This is a genomic window from Mesorhizobium sp. M0340, from assembly GCF_040321535.1.
GTDB lineage: Bacteria > Pseudomonadota > Alphaproteobacteria > Rhizobiales > Rhizobiaceae > Mesorhizobium.
The window spans coordinates 149,625-164,949 of record NZ_JAMYRR010000009.1 but is presented as its reverse complement, the minus strand read 5'-3'; the positions used below and the strand labels follow the sequence as shown (position 1 = coordinate 164,949).

Sequence of the window (15,325 nt, the reverse complement as noted above, 5' to 3'; positions counted from 1 at the left end):
ATCTTTTCGCTACGCCTCAAATCCCGCCCGCAGGAAATCGCCACATTCCTCGACCAGCCGCGACGGGTCCCTCGCGAGGTAGACGCCGAAATCCGCCGTCGGCGCCGGCGGCAGGTTGAAGCGTCCGTTGAGGCTTTGGCAATCGGGCGGCAGCCCCTCCTGCAGCAGAAGCCCGATGCCAAGCCCGGCCCTTAGCGCCGAGATCAGCGTCGCAAAGGTCGACACGCGGCAGCCGATCTTCCAGCCGATCCCGGCCGCGGCGAGCGAAGCCAGCATCCTGTCCTGCCAGGAGCAGGCGCCTTCGAAGATGATCAGCGGCAGCTCGACCTCGTCGTCGATCTCGATCATGCGGCTTGCCGCCCAGACCAGCTGTCGCGACAGATGGCCTCGCGGCGCCATTGTGAAGCGCGCCGGATCGGCCATGACGATGTCGCATTTTCCTTCGCCCAGCGACTTGCTGAGATCGCTGCTGCTGGCCGATGTCAGTTCGATCTCCACGGAAGGATGCCGGCGCCGGAAGTCGGCGATGATCAACGGCAGCCGCGTTACCGCCAAATCCTCGACGATGCCCAGCCGGACACGGCCGACCAGCCTGCGGCCTTCTATCTCACGCCTGGCATCGTCGCCGATCGCGATGGCCTTGCGGGCGAAGGCGAGCAGGATCTCGCCGGCCTCGGTCAGCGTCACGCCGCGCGGCGAGCGGTGCAGCAGCTCCGCGCCGACTTCGCCTTCGAGGCGCTGAAGCTGCATGCTCACCGCCGCCTGGGTGCGGGCAAGCCGATCGGCTGCCCGGCTCACCGTCCCGGTATCGGCCACGGTGACGAAGGCGCGCAGCAGTCTGACGTCGATATCTCCGGTCATAAGAATTCCTGATAGCTGTGTCAGAACTATCAGGCTATCCGAAAGCCCGATCTGAATTCAAGGTCTGCTCGCACGAACGAAAACAGGAGCAGCCACCTTGTCCTACAGAAGAAGATTTGAGGAGTTCGGTGTCGCCTGGCCGTCGCTCGACCGGCCCGCTTTGCCGTTCTCGCCGACGGTTCGCGTTGCCGACATCGTCTATGTCTCCGGTCAGATCCCCGAAATCGGGCAGGAAATCGCCGCGATCGGCCAGGTTGGCGCAGAGATCGATCTGGCTGCTGCGCAGAACGCCGCCCGGCTTTGCGCGGCCAACGTCGTCTATTGGCTGGACAAGGAACTGGACGGCAATCTCGACCGCGTCGTGAAATTCGCCAAGCTGACCGTCTATGTGAATGCGGCGGCCGGCTTTTCGGCCTATTCGGAGGTCGGCAACGGAGCATCCGAATTTCTGCTCCATGTTTTCGGCGGACGTGGCGAGCACGCCCGCTGCTCGCTCGGCATGGCCGGCTTGCCGGCCAATGTTCCGGTCGAAGCCGACGCTATCGTGCATGTCCGCTGATGCACCCCCAAAGCATGCCCTCGGGCCTGACCCGAGGCTGCGCAGTGAAACAAAAACCAGGAGGAGACTTGGCTTGATTAGCGCAAATCTTGAGGGGCGGAAGGCGCTTGTCCTCGGCGGAGGCAAGGGCCTCGGTTTCGGCGTTGCCGAAGCGCTCGCGGCGAAAGGTGCCGAGATCATCCTGGTCGGACGAGGGGAGGCGACCCTGGATGCGGCACGGCGCGCGATCGACGCCGCCGGCCACATCTGCTCGACCTTCAGCGCCGACCTCTCGGACAACGACAGCGTCTCCCGACTGATCCGTGCCGTCGAGGACGAGCAGCAGCGGATCGACATCGTCCTGCTCAATGGCGGCGGCCCGCCGCCCTTCGCGGCCAGCGTCTTCGATGCGAGCGTCTGGGAGAAGCAGTTCACCAGCATGGTGCTGAGCCAGATGCGCATCGCCATTTCTTTCCTGCCAGGCATGCGGGCGCGGCGCTGGGGGCGCATTATCGCCGTTTCCTCTACATCCGTCCGCGAGCCGATCCCCGGCCTCACCGCTTCGAATGCGCTGCGTGCGTCGCTCGCCGGCTGGGCCAAGACGCTGGCCGGCGAAGTGGCGGCGGACGGCGTCACCGTCAACCTGTTGCTGCCGGGCCGTTTTGCGACGGATCGGACGAAAGAGTTCGACGCCATGGACGCAGCCGACAGGGGTGTCGACGCCGCCGTGATCGCCGCCGAGAGTCAGGCCGAGATCCCGGCAAAGCGCTACGGCACCCCCGCCGAATTCGGCGCTGTTGCCGCGTTCCTGGCCAGCGACGCCGCCGCCTATGTCACCGGCGTGGCATTGCCGGTGGATGGTGGGCTCAGCCGCGGCATGCTGTGAGGAGCAGGAGCAGCGGCGGGATGGTCACATCACACAGGAACGCCCCTCGTGCCTTTTATCTGCGCGGGGGCGTCCTGTTTGTCGTCCGCCTTTCTCAAGATCGCTCTTTCGAGAACGGCTTTCGACATCGAAAAAATGCCCTGGCGCCGAAATGGTTCCCGGCTGGAGCAATTCCCGGAAAAGTGTGAACGATTTTCCGTCCGGAATTGCGCGAAAACAAAGAGCTCCAAGTGGTTTTTTGGCAGGCAATAGCCCGGCTTTTGCTGTCGGATTTGCCGGCGCGCCGGTCGCTGACGCGCGTCTCCGCGAGTGTCGCAAATCAAAAAATTGACACGGCGCGCAAAGAAGTCTATAAGAACTTTGTCGATGTTTGTTTGACCGACTTTTGTTATCCGCGTGCCAAGGCGCGCCTTTGACGAACTTCCCCATCAATATCGAGACAAACGTTGTTGTGCATCCGCATGACGACGAACGAATATTTGCCATGGAAAGGGTTCGTTATGAGCACAGGCACAGTTAAATGGTTCAACGCCACCAAGGGTTTTGGTTTTATTCAGCCTGACGACGGTTCTGCCGACGTTTTCGTCCACATCTCAGCCGTCGAGCGCGCCGGAATGCGCGACATCGTCGAGGGCCAGAAGCTTGGCTACGAGATGGTCCGCGACAACAAGTCGGGCAAGATGTCCGCCGACCAGTTGAAGGCGGCGTAAAACGGAATTCAGCCTCACCGGTGACCACGGATGTACTGGCACCGGTGAATGGCTAATTCCAGCGCATGATCGCGGGAGGCTAAGTCCCCAGTTCATGCGCATGAGAAGAGCGTCTCTTTGCGCGTCTCTCGGGATGCGCAGGCGCTCTCATGGAAGGTCAGGCGGTGCCTGGCCTTTTTCATTTTTGCGCTTCGACCGCCGAAAGAGCGCTGCTCGACGGCCCGGACGTGCTAAGAGGCTGTTTCGAAATTCGCTCTGGCGAGTCATATGGTGGTGGTTTCGAGAACCGGAGCGCAGCGGACATTTGGGCCCGTGAGCACCGGAAGCGCGGAAAGCGCCATCAGATGGCCGTCAGAGTAGAATTCCCAGCAATTTGAAACCGGCTGCCGTATTGCTTTGTGCGGGATACTGGCCGAAAGACCAGTCTCGTCACCTTTTGGGCGGCGCGCTCCGAACCGGGAGAAAGACCTTGACCGAAACTTCAAAAAAAACCCGCGACCAGGCTGAATCCATCTTCAGCAAGACGCGGACCCAGTCGATGTCGCTCGACCGCATCAATTCCGAACGGGATGCCGTCAGCCAGGCCCGCGAAGCCAAGACCGCGCGGCTGCGCGAACTGCGGCTGGAAAAGGAAGCCGATGACATCGCGGCAACGGCTGCGCTCGCGGCCTCGCCAAAACGCGCAGGCAAACGCTGATGGCCACCAAACGTGTGCCTCAAAAGGCGATCGCCGCCGATTCGACCATTGCCGATGTCGTAGGCGAACTCGACAAGCCGGTCGAATATGTCCGGCGCGTGCTCGAAAAGCTCGAGCGCTGCCGGCGTGTCCACGGCGATGCCCAGGTGCGGCTCGGCGTGCGCGGCCGCGCCGAATGCCCCAATTATCTGATCGAATACGTCCGGGAAAACGCCAAGACGCACGAGCGCGTGACCTTTCAGGACGCCGCCTACAGCGGCAGCACGCATCGCGAGCTGGCCCCCCGGCACATCGAGGAGGCCAGGAACTGGTCGCCCGAAGAAATGAACATCACGGCCGTTTCGGCGCTCATCGGCCGCCTTCGCAATCCGAACGCGCCATCATCGCGTTTCTCTGACGAGGATTGATATGGCAATCAAGTTTTCCGCCAAGGGGCAACCGGCAGCACCTGCTGCCGCCGTGAAGCCGGCCAAGCCGGCCGCCGCGCCAAAAACCGGCGAAGCCGCCGAAGCGGGCACCGATCTGTTCAGGTCGCCGGCCGAAGCGCCGCCGCGCAAGCCGAAGAAGAAATAGCGCCCTTGCAGCAAGATGCCGGCCGGAAATCGGCGCCAAGGCTGCTTGCCTTGGCGGTCGCAGAGGATTCTTCGTCGCCACAAGAGGGCGCCGACCCGGTTGCCTTCGATTGCCAGACTTGTGGCGCCTGCTGCGCCTACTCATCAAGATGGCCGCGCTTTTCAACCGAGGACGACGCTCAGCTCGACCTTATCCCGCAAAAATACGTGGCTGCCGACGAAGCCGGCATGCGCTGCGACGGCGCGCGCTGTTCGGCACTGTGCGGCGAAGTCGGCAAGTCGACCGCCTGCGGAATCTACGAGATCCGTCCCGACGTCTGCCGCGCGTGCATGCCGGGCGATGACGACTGCCTGATGGCGCGCCGGGCTCACGGACTGCCGACGCTGTAATGACAGCACACGGGCTGGCGTCCCCAGTTTAAATTTCCTCAGTCGGATGATCGAAAGTCGCTGCGGTAGAGGCCGGGCGATCGTCCGGTCAATCGTTTGAATGCCTGCGAGAACGACGGCACCGATTCATATCCGACGGCGCGCCCGATCTCGCCAATATTCTGGTTCGTTTCCCGCAGAGCCTTGGCGGCAAGATTCATCCGCCATCGAGTCACATAGGACAGCGGCGGCTGTCCCACCAGTTGAGCGAAGCGACGCGCGAAGGTGGCTCGGGACTGTGCCGCGCCGCTGGCAGGGGAAGCGATGGTCCAGGGATTGCCCGGCCGCTCGTGGATCAGGCGCAAGGCCTGCGCAATGCCTTTGTCGCGCAGGGCGCCAAACCATCCCCCTGTTCCGAGTGGCTGATGTTCGATCCAGGCACGCAACAAGAAGATCAACGTGCTGTCGAGAAGGCGTGGGGCGACAATGTCGTGGCCGCCGAGATTGCCTTTCGCTTCGACCTGCAGAAGTTCCAGGGCAAGCCGCAGCGGCTCGCTGGTGTCGATCTGATACCGGGTCAAATGAATCAGCGGAGGAAACAGCGAAACCATCGGATATGGCCCGACGCCGTCGAGTGAATATCTCGCACAAAGAAGAGTTGTCGCGCCGCTTTCGCTTTTCGGTTCCGGTCCGCTCCGATTTGCGGAAAGGACGGCGGATATCGATGCCGTCGGTGCATCCGCCGGATTGCAAAGGGCATGCCCGATACCGCTCGCGACAAGGATGACGTCTCCCTCGCCTAAGCGGATCGGCTCTTTTTCACCGGCTAGGCGCAACCAGCATTCGCCGTTCTGTATGACGTGGATGGCGGCATTCCTTGTCGGATCGACTGAAATACCCCATGGCCGATGCAGGGTCGCGCTGCCGATCATGACGCTGCCAAATCGCAGCGAAGCAAGAACTTCGGACAAGGCGTCCATGAGAACCATCCTCCGACGATGAACCAGATGACGATATTAGACGATTGGATAAGAATCCAGGCGAATAGCGTATCGACCATCTCACAAGCGTGGCTGATCATGTTGGCAATATCGGCCTGCGGACTCCTGTCCATGCCAGGCAAAAGCAGGCACCCCACGGAGCAAAAACATGCGTGACGAACCATCAAATCCAGTTCCAGCCAAGAGCTTTAATTCGCTCGAGACCAACAAGACGATCGTCCTGGACTTCATCGACAAAGCAGTAAACCAGGGCAACATCGAAGCAGCTTCGATGCATTTTGGCGAACGCTACATCCAGCACAATCCGAACATTGCGGATGGTGCGGACGGCTTCAAAACCTATCTTCAACAGCTCAAACAGTCATTTCCCCTCGTGAGGGGAGAGGTGAAGCGGATTTTTGCCGAAGGGGATTTCGTCATCGTGCACATGCACGCAAAACGTGAACCCGAAGAGGAGGGCTTGGCCATTGTCGACATTTTCAGGCTGAAGGACAGCAAGCTCGTCGAACACTGGGAAGTTCGGCAGCCCATCGCCGATAGCAAGCTGCACGCCAACAGCATGATCTGAATGCGCATAGCTCTGAGGCTGGCTTGTGCCCGCACGTTTCGCTGATTACGCTGCCGGCGGCAGGGCCAACGCCGGGAGACCATCCGTGAGCATCGAATTCCTGTTGACGTCGCTGATTGTCGTGGCTTCGCCCGGCACCGGCGTTCTCTATACGCTGAGCGCCGGGCTTTCGCGTGGTGCGCGCGCCAGCATCATTGCCGCTTTCGGCTGCACGCTCGGCATTATTCCGCACATGGCGGCCGCCATCACCGGCCTCGCGGCACTGCTGCACACCAGCGCCGTCGCCTTCGAAACGCTGAAATATCTTGGCGTCGCCTATCTTCTCTACATGGCCTGGAACACGCTGAAGGAGAAGGGCGGCCTGAGCGTCGACGAAGATGTCGCGCCGCGATCCGCCGGCAAAGTGATCGCCTCCGGCATTCTGATGAACATCCTCAATCCGAAGCTGTCGATCTTCTTCTTTGCCTTCCTCCCGCAATTCGTCAGCACCACCGAACCGCATGCGCTGTCGAAGATGCTGGAACTCAGCAGCGTCTTCATGCTGCTCACCTTCGCGGTCTTTGTCGGCTACGGCGTTTTCGCGGCGTCAATCCGCAGCCATGTCGTGTCGCGGCCAAAGGTGCTGACCTGGATGCGCCGCACCTTCGCCGGAGCCTTTGTCATGCTCGGCGCCAAACTGGCGCTAGCGGACCGGTAGCTCTCGCTCTTTTGACGCAATTCCGGACGGGAAACCGTTTTCACACCTTTCCTGGAATTGCTTACCGCTGCGGATCGGCCGGCCCGCCTGCGGTTTCGGAAGCCTCGCCGCCTCCGAAACCGGGAGCAGCGCGAACACCCAGCCGCCAGGCCGATGGCGGGACGCCGATCATCTTCTTGAACGCACGGCTGAACGCCGCCTCGGACTCGTAGCCGATTTCCGCCGCTATGTTTGCGACGTTGCTGTTGCCGGTGCTGAGCAGTTCCGAGGCAATCTGCATCCGCCATTTGGCGAGATAGTGCACCGGCGGCATCCCGACGAGCCTGGTGAAGCGCTCGGCCAGCACGGTGCGCGACAGCGCGGCCTCCTTCGCCAGCGCCTCCACCGTCCAATTGTGCGCCGGCCGGTCGTGGATCAGCGCCAGCGCCTTGCTCAGATGCGGATCGCGCAGGCCCGCCAGCCGCCGGTTTGTTGTGGCGGCAGCGACTCCACATAACGGCGCAGCACGTCGACGAACATCAATTCGCTGAGCTTGGTGAGAACCGTCTCGCTGCCCGCACGCTTTTCCGCGACCTCCGACACCGCCAGCTTGATGAACTGGCCGAGCCAGCCGCCGTCGCCTTTCACGTCTCCGGCCTTGATGACCGGCGGCAGCGCTTCGAGCAGCGGATTGAAGGGCAGCGCATCGCAAGCGAGATAGCCGCATACCAGCCGGGCCGACAGCGATCCGTCCTTGACGTAGTTGATGGGAAACGGTGTCTGGCTGGCGGCGGCGATATCCAGCACATCCGCGGTCGGCGGATCCGCGCGCAGGGCCGGATTGCTCGACATAATATGCGGATCGCTCCTGGTGAAGACCACGACTTCGCCGGCCTCCACGGGTATCGCCTCCTTGCCGATGATGCGGGCGAAGCAGCGGCCGGCCGTGAGCACGTGGTAGGAAATCAGGTGATCCGCGCCCGGCAGTATCCTCGGCAGTATCGAGGCGGGGGAGGGCGAGCAGACCGCCCAGGGGTCCTGGGCCGCGATGTCGAAAAATGTCGCGCCGGTGAGACGCACCTTTTTCAAGAGGTCAGACAGAGCGTCCCCGGCCATTCCATCCATATCCCGTAAGTTGCGCGGCAACCCGGCGCGACATCCCTTTCGAGTTCCGGACGCGCTGTCAAGTAAGGCGGACGCCCCGTCATTCCGTTCATTGCCGGAAGCTTTACACCCGTCGGTGCTGAGTTCTGTCTCAAATCAGCTGCTGAGCGCAGTCGAACTCAAGAAAAATGAGGATCTAAGTCATGACGGTACATAAGGGCGGGTGTTTTTGCGGCGCCGTGGAAATCGAAGTGCACGGAGCGGCCGAGGCGATGGGCTACTGCCATTGCAGTTCCTGCCGTTCGTGGTCGGCGTCTCCCGTGAACGCCTTCACGCTGTGGAAGCCGGAAAACGTCAAGGTCACCAAGGGCGAGGAGTTCCTGTCCGGCTTCGAGAAGTCAAACATGAGCGACCGTCAGTTCTGCACGAAGTGCGGCGGCCATCTGATGACCGATCATCCGCCGCTCGGACTGGTCGACGTCTATGCGGCCACGATACCGACGGTGAAGTTCACGCCGGGGGTTCACGTCAACTACGCCGAGACGGTCCTGCCGATGAAGGACGGATTGCCGAAGCTGAAAGACTTCCCCGCCGAACTCGGGGGCTCGGGCGTGAGCGTGCCGGAGTAACCCGGCAATGACACACGATTTCCAACAGCCACATCTCACGACAGGAGAATACGCATGGACATCACGACATTTCGCGCCACGCAGGAGCCGATCAAGGATCTTTATCGCAAGGATGCGCGCGCGGCACTTCTTACGCTGAAGGCCAAGGGCAGTGCCGACGACTCCAAGGTCACCTGCAAGGTCGAGACAGGACGTGGGCTCGCGCTGGCGGGCATCCATCCGAAGGCCGGGGGCAGCGGACAGGAGCTTTGTTCCGGCGACATGCTGCTGGAAGCCCTTGTCGCATGCGCCGGCGTTTCGATGAGGGCGGCGGCCGCCGTCCTCGAAATACCGATCAAGTCGGCCGAAATCTCCGCCTAGGGCGACGTCGATCTTCGCGGCACGCTCGGCGTCACCGAAGGTGTGCCGGTCGGCTTCAAGGAGATCCGCCTGCGGTTCGACATCGAGACCGACGTTGCGCAAGACCGGCTGACTGACCTGCTCGAGCTCACCGATCGCTACTGCGTGATCTTCCAGACGATCCAGCGCAGTCCCAAGACCTTCGTGAAGCTTCACAAAGTCGTGCGGTAACCACGACCTGCCCGGAATCCTAAAACTTTGGGGGTTCCGGGCTGGGCCTGAGCGCGGCCTCACTGAATGCAGCTTGGCTGAATGCAGCTTTGTCGCGCCAAGCGTTATCCCTTCACGTAGCCCATCGCCTCGACGATCCGACCGTCCTTGACGCGCATCAGGTTGACGCCGCGCAGCGAATTGCCGTCGGCCATCCAGTAGCGCCAGCGGATCGTCGCCCGGTCTCCGGCGACGAAGGTTTCTTCGACGTCGAAGCGCGTGCCGGGTCCGGTCGCGATCGCCGACCACAGTTCGACGCAGGCGCCCTTGCCGATGCGGCGGCCGCCATCCGGGGCCGGCGTGGTGTTCTCGATCACGCAATCTTCCGCCACCAGGTCGTCGAGCGCCGATGGGTCGTGACGCTGGAAGACGTCGTTGTAGCGCCGCATGATCTCGGCCGTTTCGGCGGAGCGTTTGGCCGCGGCGATGTCGATGATGAGTTCCTGTGTCATTGCATATTCCTTTCCCTTCAGTGATCAGTAGCGGTTTCGATGAGGCGGGCCGTGAGCGTGATCACGGCGACGCCGGCCAGCGCCCGCGATACGAGGCAGCTCTCCTTGGCCGTCTGCGCCAGCCGCTCGAAATCCCCCGCCGCCAGCCCGGCGACGCTTGCCTCCGTCTCCAGCTCGATAGGGGTCAGCGTCGGTCCGGCCGCGGTGGCGCCGAGATGCGCTTTCGCGATCGTGTGGATGCGCGCGGGGGTGTAACCTTCGCGGCCGAGAATGGCGCTTAGCGCCATCGAGAAGCAGCCGGCATGCGCCGCCGCAATCAATTCCTCCGGGTTGGTGCCGGGACCGTTCTCGAAACGCGACGGGAAGGAGTAGGCACCTTCGAAGACGCCGCTACCGAGCCTCAGCCGACCCGAACCTTCCTTCAACGATCCCTGCCATTGAGCTTCTGCTTCACGAATGGTCATTGCGTCTCTCCTTTTAGTTTGAGGCTCGATCGAATTTTGGGGGTGAACCAGTCAGGCGCCGTCGACGACCACTTTCCCGAAGACGTCGCCTTGCTGGAAATAGCGGTAGGCGTCTTGGGCCTCGTCGAAGGCGAACACCTTGTCGATGACGGGCTTAAGCCGATGCACCGAGATGGCGCGCAGCATGGCTTCGAGGTTGGTGCGATTGCCGACGAACAGCCGGCTGATGGTGGCGAGGCTGCGCTGGTAGACCGGGCCGGGGATCTGCACCGTCCCGCCTTTCGCATCCTGTATGGTGAGAAGCACGATGCGCCCGTAAAGCGCGCAGGCGATCATCGATTGCGCGAAGGTCGGCGGGCCGCCGGTCTCGACGACGAGGTCGATGCCGCCGGTCTGGTCGCGCACCGCAGCACCCCATTCCGGCATGCCGGCTGTCGAGACGACGAGGTCGGCGCCCAGCGCCCGCAGCCGGTCCAGCTTCTCGCTGCGCGAACTGACGGCCACGACCCGGCAGCCGAGCAGCTTGGCGAATTGCAGCGCAAACAGCGCGACGCCACCTGAACCGATGACAAGAACCCATTGGCCGGGCTTCGGCATCTCGGCCGCCGTCACCGCATTCCAGGCGGTCAGGCCGGCGCAGGTCAGCGTCGCCGCTTGATGCCAGTCGAGATGATCGGGAAGCCGCACCGCCCATTGCTCATCGAGCACCGCGTATTCGGTCAGCATCCCGTCCAGCGTGCAACCGAGCTGGTCGATCAGCCCGGCATTGATGTGGCCGTCGATCCAGCGCGCAAAATAGCTGCCGGTGATGCGGTCGCCGACGGCGAAGCGGGTGACGGCATCGCCGACGGCAACGACTTCACCGGCACCGTCGCTCAGCGGGATAACGCCCTGGCGTGGCGCCAGTGGATAGGTGCCGTTGAGGATCATCGTGTCGCGGCGGTTGAGCGAAGCGGCGCGCACACACACGGCGATCTCGTGTTGCTTCGGCGCCGGCTGCGCCTCGTCGCGCCTCACCAGGCGTTCGATTCCGCCGGTTCCTTCAAGGCGATAACTGCGCATATCGGCTTTCTCTCCCGAATATGTAGACTGATCTACATATTCTGTAGACCGATTGCTATATTCGACGCAAGGCCTATAGTGTTCACTCCTGACAGAGGTTGACATGGCGAACGACACCCGGACCCGCATACTCGAGACGACGGCGCGGCTGCTGAGGCAGCGCGGCTACCACGGCACTTCGCTCAATGACATATTGAGCGCCTCGGGTGCGCCTAGAGGCTCGCTCTACTTCCACTTTCCGGGCGGCAAGGACCAATTGGTCATCGAGGTGACGCGCGACAGCGTCGACGAGGTGACGCAGAGGCTGGGCGCCGCGCTCGCCGCCGAAAGGGACCCGGCGGTGGCTGTCCACCACATCTACCAGTCGGTCGCGCGCATGCTGGAAGACAATCAGTTCACGCTCGGTTGCCCGATCGCGCCCGTGGTGCTGGACTCGCCGGCAGACATGCCGGAGTTGGCCGAATTGTGCCGCTCGGCTTTCGAGCAGTGGATAGGCTTGCTCAGGGCCGCCTTCGTCAGGGCAGGGGTGCCCGAGCGCCGCGCGCACGCGCTCGCATTGCTGGTCGAATCATCGCTGGAAGGGTTGATGGTGATCGCACGCGCCACCCACGACCGTGCCCCTGTGCTGGCAGTAGCCGATGAAGTCGCGGCGCTGATTGAGGGTGCATTGCCTGCCAAAATCTCACCCTCGCGGCGGATTGACGCCGCCGTCTGAGCGGGCAAACCGCTAAGCAAAGCAAACAAAAAGGGCGACCTCTCGGCCGCCCTTTTCGTATCTGAAGGTAGATGGGCTGGACTAGAAATCCATGCCGCCACTCAAGCCCGCTTGCGGGCTTGAGCAACGTGAGTTCATGGGCGTGCTTTATGGACTTCTTAGAAGTCCATGCCGCCACTCAAGCCCGCTTGCGGGCTTGAGCAACTTGAGTTCATAGGCGTGCTTTATGGACTTCTTAGAAGTCCATGCCGCCCATGCCGCCCATGCCGCCGCCGCCCATGCCGCCAGGCATGCCGCCGCCAGCCGACTCCTTCTTCGGAGCCTCCGCGATCATGGCTTCGGTGGTGACCAGGAGGCCGGCGACCGAGGCCGCGTCCTGCAGAGCCGTGCGCACAACCTTGACCGGATCGACGATACCCATGGCGATCATGTCGCCATATTCGCCGGTCTGGGCGTTGTAGCCGAAGGTCGCGCCCTTGTTCTCGAGGATCTTGCCGGCAACGATCGATGCTTCCGCACCGGCGTTGGACGCGATCTGGCGGGCCGGAGCCTGCAGCGCGCGACGCACGATGGCGATGCCCGCGGTCTGGTCGGAGTTGGCACCGGTTGCCTTGATGGTCAGCGAGGCACGCAGCAGTGCGACGCCGCCGCCGGGAACGATGCCTTCTTCGACGGCCGCGCGGGTCGCGTTGAGGGCGTCATCGACGCGGTCCTTCTTTTCCTTGACTTCCACTTCGGTCGCACCGCCGACGCGGATCACGGCAACGCCGCCCGCCAGCTTGGCGAGACGTTCCTGCAGCTTCTCCTTGTCGTAGTCCGAGGTGGTCTCCTCGATCTGCTGCTTGATCTGGGCGACGCGGCCCTGGATCTCGGCCTTCTTGCCGGCGCCGTCGACGATGGTGGTGTTCTCCTTGGAGATCGACACCTTCTTGGCGCGGCCGAGCATGTTGAGGCCGACATTCTCGAGCTTGATGCCGAGGTCTTCGGAGATGACCTGGCCACCGGTGAGAATGGCGATGTCTTCCAGCATGGCCTTACGGCGATCACCGAAGCCCGGCGCCTTGACGGCAGCGATCTTCAGGCCGCCACGCAACTTGTTGACGACCAGCGTCGCCAAGGCCTCACCTTCGACGTCTTCGGAGATGATGACCAGCGGCTTCGAGGTCTGCACGACAGCCTCGAGGATCGGCAGCATGGCCTGCAGGTTGGAGAGCTTCTTCTCGTGGAGGAGGATGTAGGCGTCTTCCAGATCCGCAACCATCTTTTCGGCGTTGGTGACGAAGTAGGGCGAGAGATAGCCGCGGTCGAACTGCATGCCTTCGACGACTTCGAGCTCGGTCTCGGCGGTCTTGGCTTCCTCGACGGTGATGACGCCCTCATTGCCGACCTTCTGCATCGCTTCAGCGATCATCGAGCCGACCGAAGCATCGCCATTGCCGGCGATGGTGCCGACCTGGGCAACCTCTTCCGAGGTCTTGATCTTCTTGGCGTTCTTGATCAGCGTCGCGACGACGTCGGCGACGGCGAGGTCGATGCCGCGCTTGAGGTCCATCGGGTTCATGCCGGCGGCAACCGCCTTGTGGCCTTCCTGGACGATCGACTGCGCCAGAACGGTCGCGGTCGTGGTGCCGTCGCCGGCGATGTCGTTGGTCTTCGAAGCAACTTCGCGGACCATCTGCGCGCCCATGTTCTCGAACTTGTCTTCAAGCTCGATTTCCTTGGCGACGGTAACGCCGTCCTTGGTGATGCGCGGTGCGCCGAACGACTTGTCGATGACGACGTTGCGGCCCTTGGGGCCGAGCGTGACCTTCACCGCGTCGGCGAGGATGTTGACGCCGCGCAGCATGCGCTCACGAGCGTCGCGGGAGAATTTTACGTCTTTGGCAGCCATTTTTAGCTCCTGGCAGGGGCTTGGATTAAGCCCGAAGATTTAAATGAGGGTGAGGCCGATATTCAGCCGATGATGCCCATAATGTCGGATTCCTTCATGATCAGAAGGTCTTCGCCATTGAGCTTGACTTCGGTGCCCGACCACTTGCCGAACAGGATGCGGTCGCCGGCCTTGACGTCCAGCGGGACGAGCTTGCCGGCTTCGTCGCGGGCGCCGGAACCGACGGCGATGATCTCGCCTTCCTGCGGCTTTTCCTTAGCCGTATCGGGGATGATGATCCCGCCCGCGGTCTTGGATTCGGATTCGACCCGACGAACGACCACGCGGTCATGAAGCGGGCGGAACTTCGACTTTGCCATTTTTTATTCCTCGATGAGAATGGTGAGAACAGTTCCTCCGTCCGGCGGCGCCGGACATGTGGTTAGCACTCATCTTGGGGGAGTGCTAACGTGGCGCTGAAATAGGCTGGCAGCTCGCGCGAGTCAAGACGCCTGGTGAGCATCCTCAGGACGATTGCTTCAAACGGATACTTGACTAAGTCAACTAAATGGCTGATCTTGCCGGGCAGGAGGATGCCATGACCATTCATCATCACCCAGGCAAGGAGCGGATCGACGCGGTGCGGGCCTTCAACCGCTTCTACACCCGCCAGATCGGGCTGCTCGACGAAGGGCTGCTGAAAAGCACCTTCTCGCTGACCGAAGCGCGGGTGCTCTATGAGCTGGCGCATCGCGACGGGCTGACCGCCACCGACCTTGGGCGCGATCTCGGCCTCGATGCCGGTTATCTCAGCCGGCTGCTGAAGAAGTTCGAGGAGCGTGATCTGGTCGAGCGGGCCACGATCGAGGCGGATGCGCGGCGCTCGTCGATCGCGCTGACCAAGGCCGGGCGGCAGGCCTTCGCGCCGCTGAACCAGGGTTCGCACGAACAGGTCGCGGCTTTGCTCGAACGGCTTTCGGCTGCCGAACAGGACAGGCTGGTCAGGGCCATGCAGACGGTGCAGCGTCTGCTGGGCGGAAGTGCCGAGCCCAAAATTCCCTATATGCTGCGGTCTCTGCAAGTCGGCGACATCGGCCGGATCATCCATCGCCAGGGCCTGCTCTACGCGCAGGAATATGGCTGGGACGAAACCTATGAAGCGCTGGTCGCCGAAATCCTCGGTGCCTTCGTCAAATCCTTCGATCCGAAATGGGAACGCAGCTGGATCGCCGAGCGGGAAGGGGAGGTCGTCGGCTCGGTCTTCGTCATGCACCAGTCGGACGAGGTGGCGAAGTTGCGCCTGCTCTATGTCGAGCCTTCGGCGCGCGGTCTCGGCATCGGCAGGCGGCTGGTCGAGGAATGCATCGGCTTTGCTCGAACGAAGGGTTACAGGACACTGACGCTGTGGACCAACGACGTGCTCACCTCGGCGCGCCGCATCTACGAGGCGGCCGGGTTCAAGCTGACCGACGAGGAGCGCCACCATTCCTTCGGCAAGGATCTGGTCGGCCAGAACTGGAATTTGGAGTTATAGCAGCGCCG

At 62.4% G+C, this 15,325-nt stretch carries 22 protein-coding genes and 1 pseudogene; 14 read left to right on the top strand and 9 right to left on the bottom strand.

Annotation, left to right across the window (positions count from 1 at the left end; all coding sequences use genetic code 11):
- Positions 1-9 precede the first annotated feature (9 nt).
- Positions 10-861: a LysR family transcriptional regulator gene (locus tag NKI79_RS15795; protein ID WP_352479310.1), complete on the bottom strand. Its 852-nt coding sequence runs from the start codon at positions 859-861 to the stop codon at positions 10-12.
- 97 nt (positions 862-958) lie between these two features.
- Here NKI79_RS15795 and NKI79_RS15790 point away from each other — a divergent pair, with 97 nt between their 5' ends.
- The 8 genes from NKI79_RS15790 to NKI79_RS15755 all read left to right on the top strand — a co-directional run bounded on the left by NKI79_RS15790 (position 959) and on the right by NKI79_RS15755 (position 4,654).
- Positions 959-1,420, top strand: coding sequence for a RidA family protein (locus NKI79_RS15790; RefSeq protein ID WP_352802582.1), 462 nt, complete (start codon positions 959-961; stop codon positions 1,418-1,420).
- 73 nt (positions 1,421-1,493) lie between these two features.
- Positions 1,494-2,285, top strand: coding sequence for an SDR family oxidoreductase (locus tag NKI79_RS15785; protein WP_352479312.1), 792 nt, complete (start codon positions 1,494-1,496; stop codon positions 2,283-2,285).
- A gap of 206 nt (positions 2,286-2,491) precedes the next feature.
- Positions 2,492-2,701 carry a hypothetical protein gene (locus NKI79_RS15780; protein ID WP_352802581.1) on the top strand — a complete coding sequence of 70 codons (210 nt, stop codon included), beginning with the start codon at positions 2,492-2,494 and terminating at the stop codon, positions 2,699-2,701.
- 84 nt (positions 2,702-2,785) lie between these two features.
- Positions 2,786-2,995, top strand: coding sequence for a cold-shock protein (locus NKI79_RS15775; protein WP_010915421.1), 210 nt, complete (start codon positions 2,786-2,788; stop codon positions 2,993-2,995).
- 469 nt (positions 2,996-3,464) lie between these two features.
- Positions 3,465-3,692, top strand: a complete 228-nt coding sequence (locus NKI79_RS15770) for a hypothetical protein (RefSeq protein WP_352479329.1) — start codon at positions 3,465-3,467, stop codon at positions 3,690-3,692.
- The gene (locus NKI79_RS15765) at positions 3,692-4,099 is read left to right on the top strand and encodes a hypothetical protein (protein ID WP_254820653.1); all 408 of its coding nucleotides are present in this window, start codon (positions 3,692-3,694) and stop codon (positions 4,097-4,099) included. Before NKI79_RS15770 ends, NKI79_RS15765 begins: the two co-directional genes overlap by 1 nt.
- 1 nt (position 4,100) lies before the next feature.
- Positions 4,101-4,265 carry a hypothetical protein gene (locus NKI79_RS15760; protein WP_023722752.1) on the top strand — a complete coding sequence of 55 codons (165 nt, stop codon included), beginning with the start codon at positions 4,101-4,103 and terminating at the stop codon, positions 4,263-4,265.
- A 50-nt stretch (positions 4,266-4,315) separates the two neighbouring features.
- The gene (locus NKI79_RS15755) at positions 4,316-4,654 is read left to right on the top strand and encodes a YkgJ family cysteine cluster protein (RefSeq protein WP_352479330.1); all 339 of its coding nucleotides are present in this window, start codon (positions 4,316-4,318) and stop codon (positions 4,652-4,654) included.
- Between the two features lie 38 nt (positions 4,655-4,692).
- Here NKI79_RS15755 and NKI79_RS15750 read toward each other — a convergent pair whose 3' ends face one another.
- Positions 4,693-5,613: an AraC family transcriptional regulator gene (locus tag NKI79_RS15750; protein ID WP_352802579.1), complete on the bottom strand. Its 921-nt coding sequence runs from the start codon at positions 5,611-5,613 to the stop codon at positions 4,693-4,695.
- A gap of 169 nt (positions 5,614-5,782) precedes the next feature.
- Here NKI79_RS15750 and NKI79_RS15745 point away from each other — a divergent pair, with 169 nt between their 5' ends.
- Together NKI79_RS15745 and NKI79_RS15740 are read left to right on the top strand one after the other, a co-directional pair.
- The gene (locus NKI79_RS15745) at positions 5,783-6,202 is read left to right on the top strand and encodes a nuclear transport factor 2 family protein (protein ID WP_352479315.1); all 420 of its coding nucleotides are present in this window, start codon (positions 5,783-5,785) and stop codon (positions 6,200-6,202) included.
- An 85-nt stretch (positions 6,203-6,287) separates the two neighbouring features.
- Positions 6,288-6,899 carry a LysE family translocator gene (locus tag NKI79_RS15740; protein WP_352479316.1) on the top strand — a complete coding sequence of 204 codons (612 nt, stop codon included), beginning with the start codon at positions 6,288-6,290 and terminating at the stop codon, positions 6,897-6,899.
- Positions 6,900-6,960: 61 nt separating this feature from the next.
- Here NKI79_RS15740 and NKI79_RS15735 read toward each other — a convergent pair whose 3' ends face one another.
- Together NKI79_RS15735 and NKI79_RS15730 are read right to left on the bottom strand one after the other, a co-directional pair.
- Positions 6,961-7,284 (bottom strand): helix-turn-helix domain-containing protein, encoded by a 324-nt coding sequence (locus NKI79_RS15735; protein ID WP_352802576.1) that lies wholly within the window; start codon positions 7,282-7,284, stop codon positions 6,961-6,963.
- Between the two features lie 47 nt (positions 7,285-7,331).
- Positions 7,332-7,994, bottom strand: a complete 663-nt coding sequence (locus NKI79_RS15730) for a cupin domain-containing protein (protein ID WP_352802575.1) — start codon at positions 7,992-7,994, stop codon at positions 7,332-7,334.
- A 191-nt stretch (positions 7,995-8,185) separates the two neighbouring features.
- Here NKI79_RS15730 and NKI79_RS15725 point away from each other — a divergent pair, with 191 nt between their 5' ends.
- Positions 8,186-8,611 (top strand): GFA family protein, encoded by a 426-nt coding sequence (locus NKI79_RS15725; RefSeq protein WP_031195266.1) that lies wholly within the window; start codon positions 8,186-8,188, stop codon positions 8,609-8,611.
- 54 nt (positions 8,612-8,665) lie between these two features.
- Positions 8,666-9,181, top strand: a pseudogene (locus tag NKI79_RS15720) (OsmC family protein).
- A 104-nt stretch (positions 9,182-9,285) separates the two neighbouring features.
- Here NKI79_RS15720 and NKI79_RS15715 read toward each other — a convergent pair.
- From NKI79_RS15715 to NKI79_RS15705, 3 genes are read right to left on the bottom strand one after another with little or no spacing between them, the layout of a single operon-like run.
- Positions 9,286-9,672 carry a nuclear transport factor 2 family protein gene (locus NKI79_RS15715; protein ID WP_352802573.1) on the bottom strand — a complete coding sequence of 129 codons (387 nt, stop codon included), beginning with the start codon at positions 9,670-9,672 and terminating at the stop codon, positions 9,286-9,288.
- Positions 9,673-9,689: 17 nt separating this feature from the next.
- Complete coding sequence (locus NKI79_RS15710; protein WP_352802570.1) at positions 9,690-10,136, bottom strand: OsmC family protein; 447 nt, start codon at positions 10,134-10,136, stop codon at positions 9,690-9,692.
- 51 nt (positions 10,137-10,187) lie between these two features.
- Positions 10,188-11,198 (bottom strand): zinc-dependent alcohol dehydrogenase family protein, encoded by a 1,011-nt coding sequence (locus NKI79_RS15705; protein ID WP_352802568.1) that lies wholly within the window; start codon positions 11,196-11,198, stop codon positions 10,188-10,190.
- A 103-nt stretch (positions 11,199-11,301) separates the two neighbouring features.
- On the opposite strand from NKI79_RS15705, the gene NKI79_RS15700 reads away from it, so the two are divergent.
- Complete coding sequence (locus NKI79_RS15700; protein ID WP_352802565.1) at positions 11,302-11,913, top strand: TetR/AcrR family transcriptional regulator; 612 nt, start codon at positions 11,302-11,304, stop codon at positions 11,911-11,913.
- A gap of 235 nt (positions 11,914-12,148) precedes the next feature.
- Here the strand turns inward: NKI79_RS15700 and groL are convergent, their stop codons facing one another.
- Both groL and groES read right to left on the bottom strand, forming a co-directional pair.
- Positions 12,149-13,804 (bottom strand): chaperonin GroEL, encoded by a 1,656-nt coding sequence (gene groL, locus NKI79_RS15695; RefSeq protein WP_352649698.1) that lies wholly within the window; start codon positions 13,802-13,804, stop codon positions 12,149-12,151.
- A 62-nt stretch (positions 13,805-13,866) separates the two neighbouring features.
- The gene (gene groES, locus NKI79_RS15690; protein WP_006203049.1) at positions 13,867-14,163 is read right to left on the bottom strand and encodes a co-chaperone GroES; all 297 of its coding nucleotides are present in this window, start codon (positions 14,161-14,163) and stop codon (positions 13,867-13,869) included.
- Between the two features lie 218 nt (positions 14,164-14,381).
- Here groES and NKI79_RS15685 point away from each other — a divergent pair, with 218 nt between their 5' ends.
- The gene (locus tag NKI79_RS15685) at positions 14,382-15,317 is read left to right on the top strand and encodes a bifunctional helix-turn-helix transcriptional regulator/GNAT family N-acetyltransferase (RefSeq protein WP_352802562.1); all 936 of its coding nucleotides are present in this window, start codon (positions 14,382-14,384) and stop codon (positions 15,315-15,317) included.
- Positions 15,318-15,325 lie beyond the last annotated feature (8 nt).

Excerpts from the sequence above, each read along its gene's own strand:
- NKI79_RS15795 (WP_352479310.1), bottom strand. The coding sequence starts at position 861 with ATGACCGGAGATATCGACGTCAGACTGCTGCGCGCCTTCGTCACCGTG.
- NKI79_RS15775 (WP_010915421.1), top strand. The coding sequence starts at position 2,786 with ATGAGCACAGGCACAGTTAAATGGTTCAACGCCACCAAGGGTTTTGGT.
- NKI79_RS15765 (WP_254820653.1), top strand. The coding sequence starts at position 3,692 with ATGGCCACCAAACGTGTGCCTCAAAAGGCGATCGCCGCCGATTCGACC.
- NKI79_RS15760 (WP_023722752.1), top strand. The coding sequence starts at position 4,101 with ATGGCAATCAAGTTTTCCGCCAAGGGGCAACCGGCAGCACCTGCTGCC.
- NKI79_RS15750 (WP_352802579.1), bottom strand. The coding sequence starts at position 5,613 with ATGGACGCCTTGTCCGAAGTTCTTGCTTCGCTGCGATTTGGCAGCGTC.
- NKI79_RS15745 (WP_352479315.1), top strand. The coding sequence starts at position 5,783 with ATGCGTGACGAACCATCAAATCCAGTTCCAGCCAAGAGCTTTAATTCG.
- NKI79_RS15730 (WP_352802575.1), bottom strand. The coding sequence starts at position 7,994 with ATGGCCGGGGACGCTCTGTCTGACCTCTTGAAAAAGGTGCGTCTCACC.
- NKI79_RS15725 (WP_031195266.1), top strand. The coding sequence starts at position 8,186 with ATGACGGTACATAAGGGCGGGTGTTTTTGCGGCGCCGTGGAAATCGAA.
- NKI79_RS15715 (WP_352802573.1), bottom strand. The coding sequence starts at position 9,672 with ATGACACAGGAACTCATCATCGACATCGCCGCGGCCAAACGCTCCGCC.
- NKI79_RS15710 (WP_352802570.1), bottom strand. The coding sequence starts at position 10,136 with ATGACCATTCGTGAAGCAGAAGCTCAATGGCAGGGATCGTTGAAGGAA.
- NKI79_RS15705 (WP_352802568.1), bottom strand. The coding sequence starts at position 11,198 with ATGCGCAGTTATCGCCTTGAAGGAACCGGCGGAATCGAACGCCTGGTG.
- NKI79_RS15700 (WP_352802565.1), top strand. The coding sequence starts at position 11,302 with ATGGCGAACGACACCCGGACCCGCATACTCGAGACGACGGCGCGGCTG.
- groL (WP_352649698.1), bottom strand. The coding sequence starts at position 13,804 with ATGGCTGCCAAAGACGTAAAATTCTCCCGCGACGCTCGTGAGCGCATG.
- groES (WP_006203049.1), bottom strand. The coding sequence starts at position 14,163 with ATGGCAAAGTCGAAGTTCCGCCCGCTTCATGACCGCGTGGTCGTTCGT.
- NKI79_RS15685 (WP_352802562.1), top strand. The coding sequence starts at position 14,382 with ATGACCATTCATCATCACCCAGGCAAGGAGCGGATCGACGCGGTGCGG.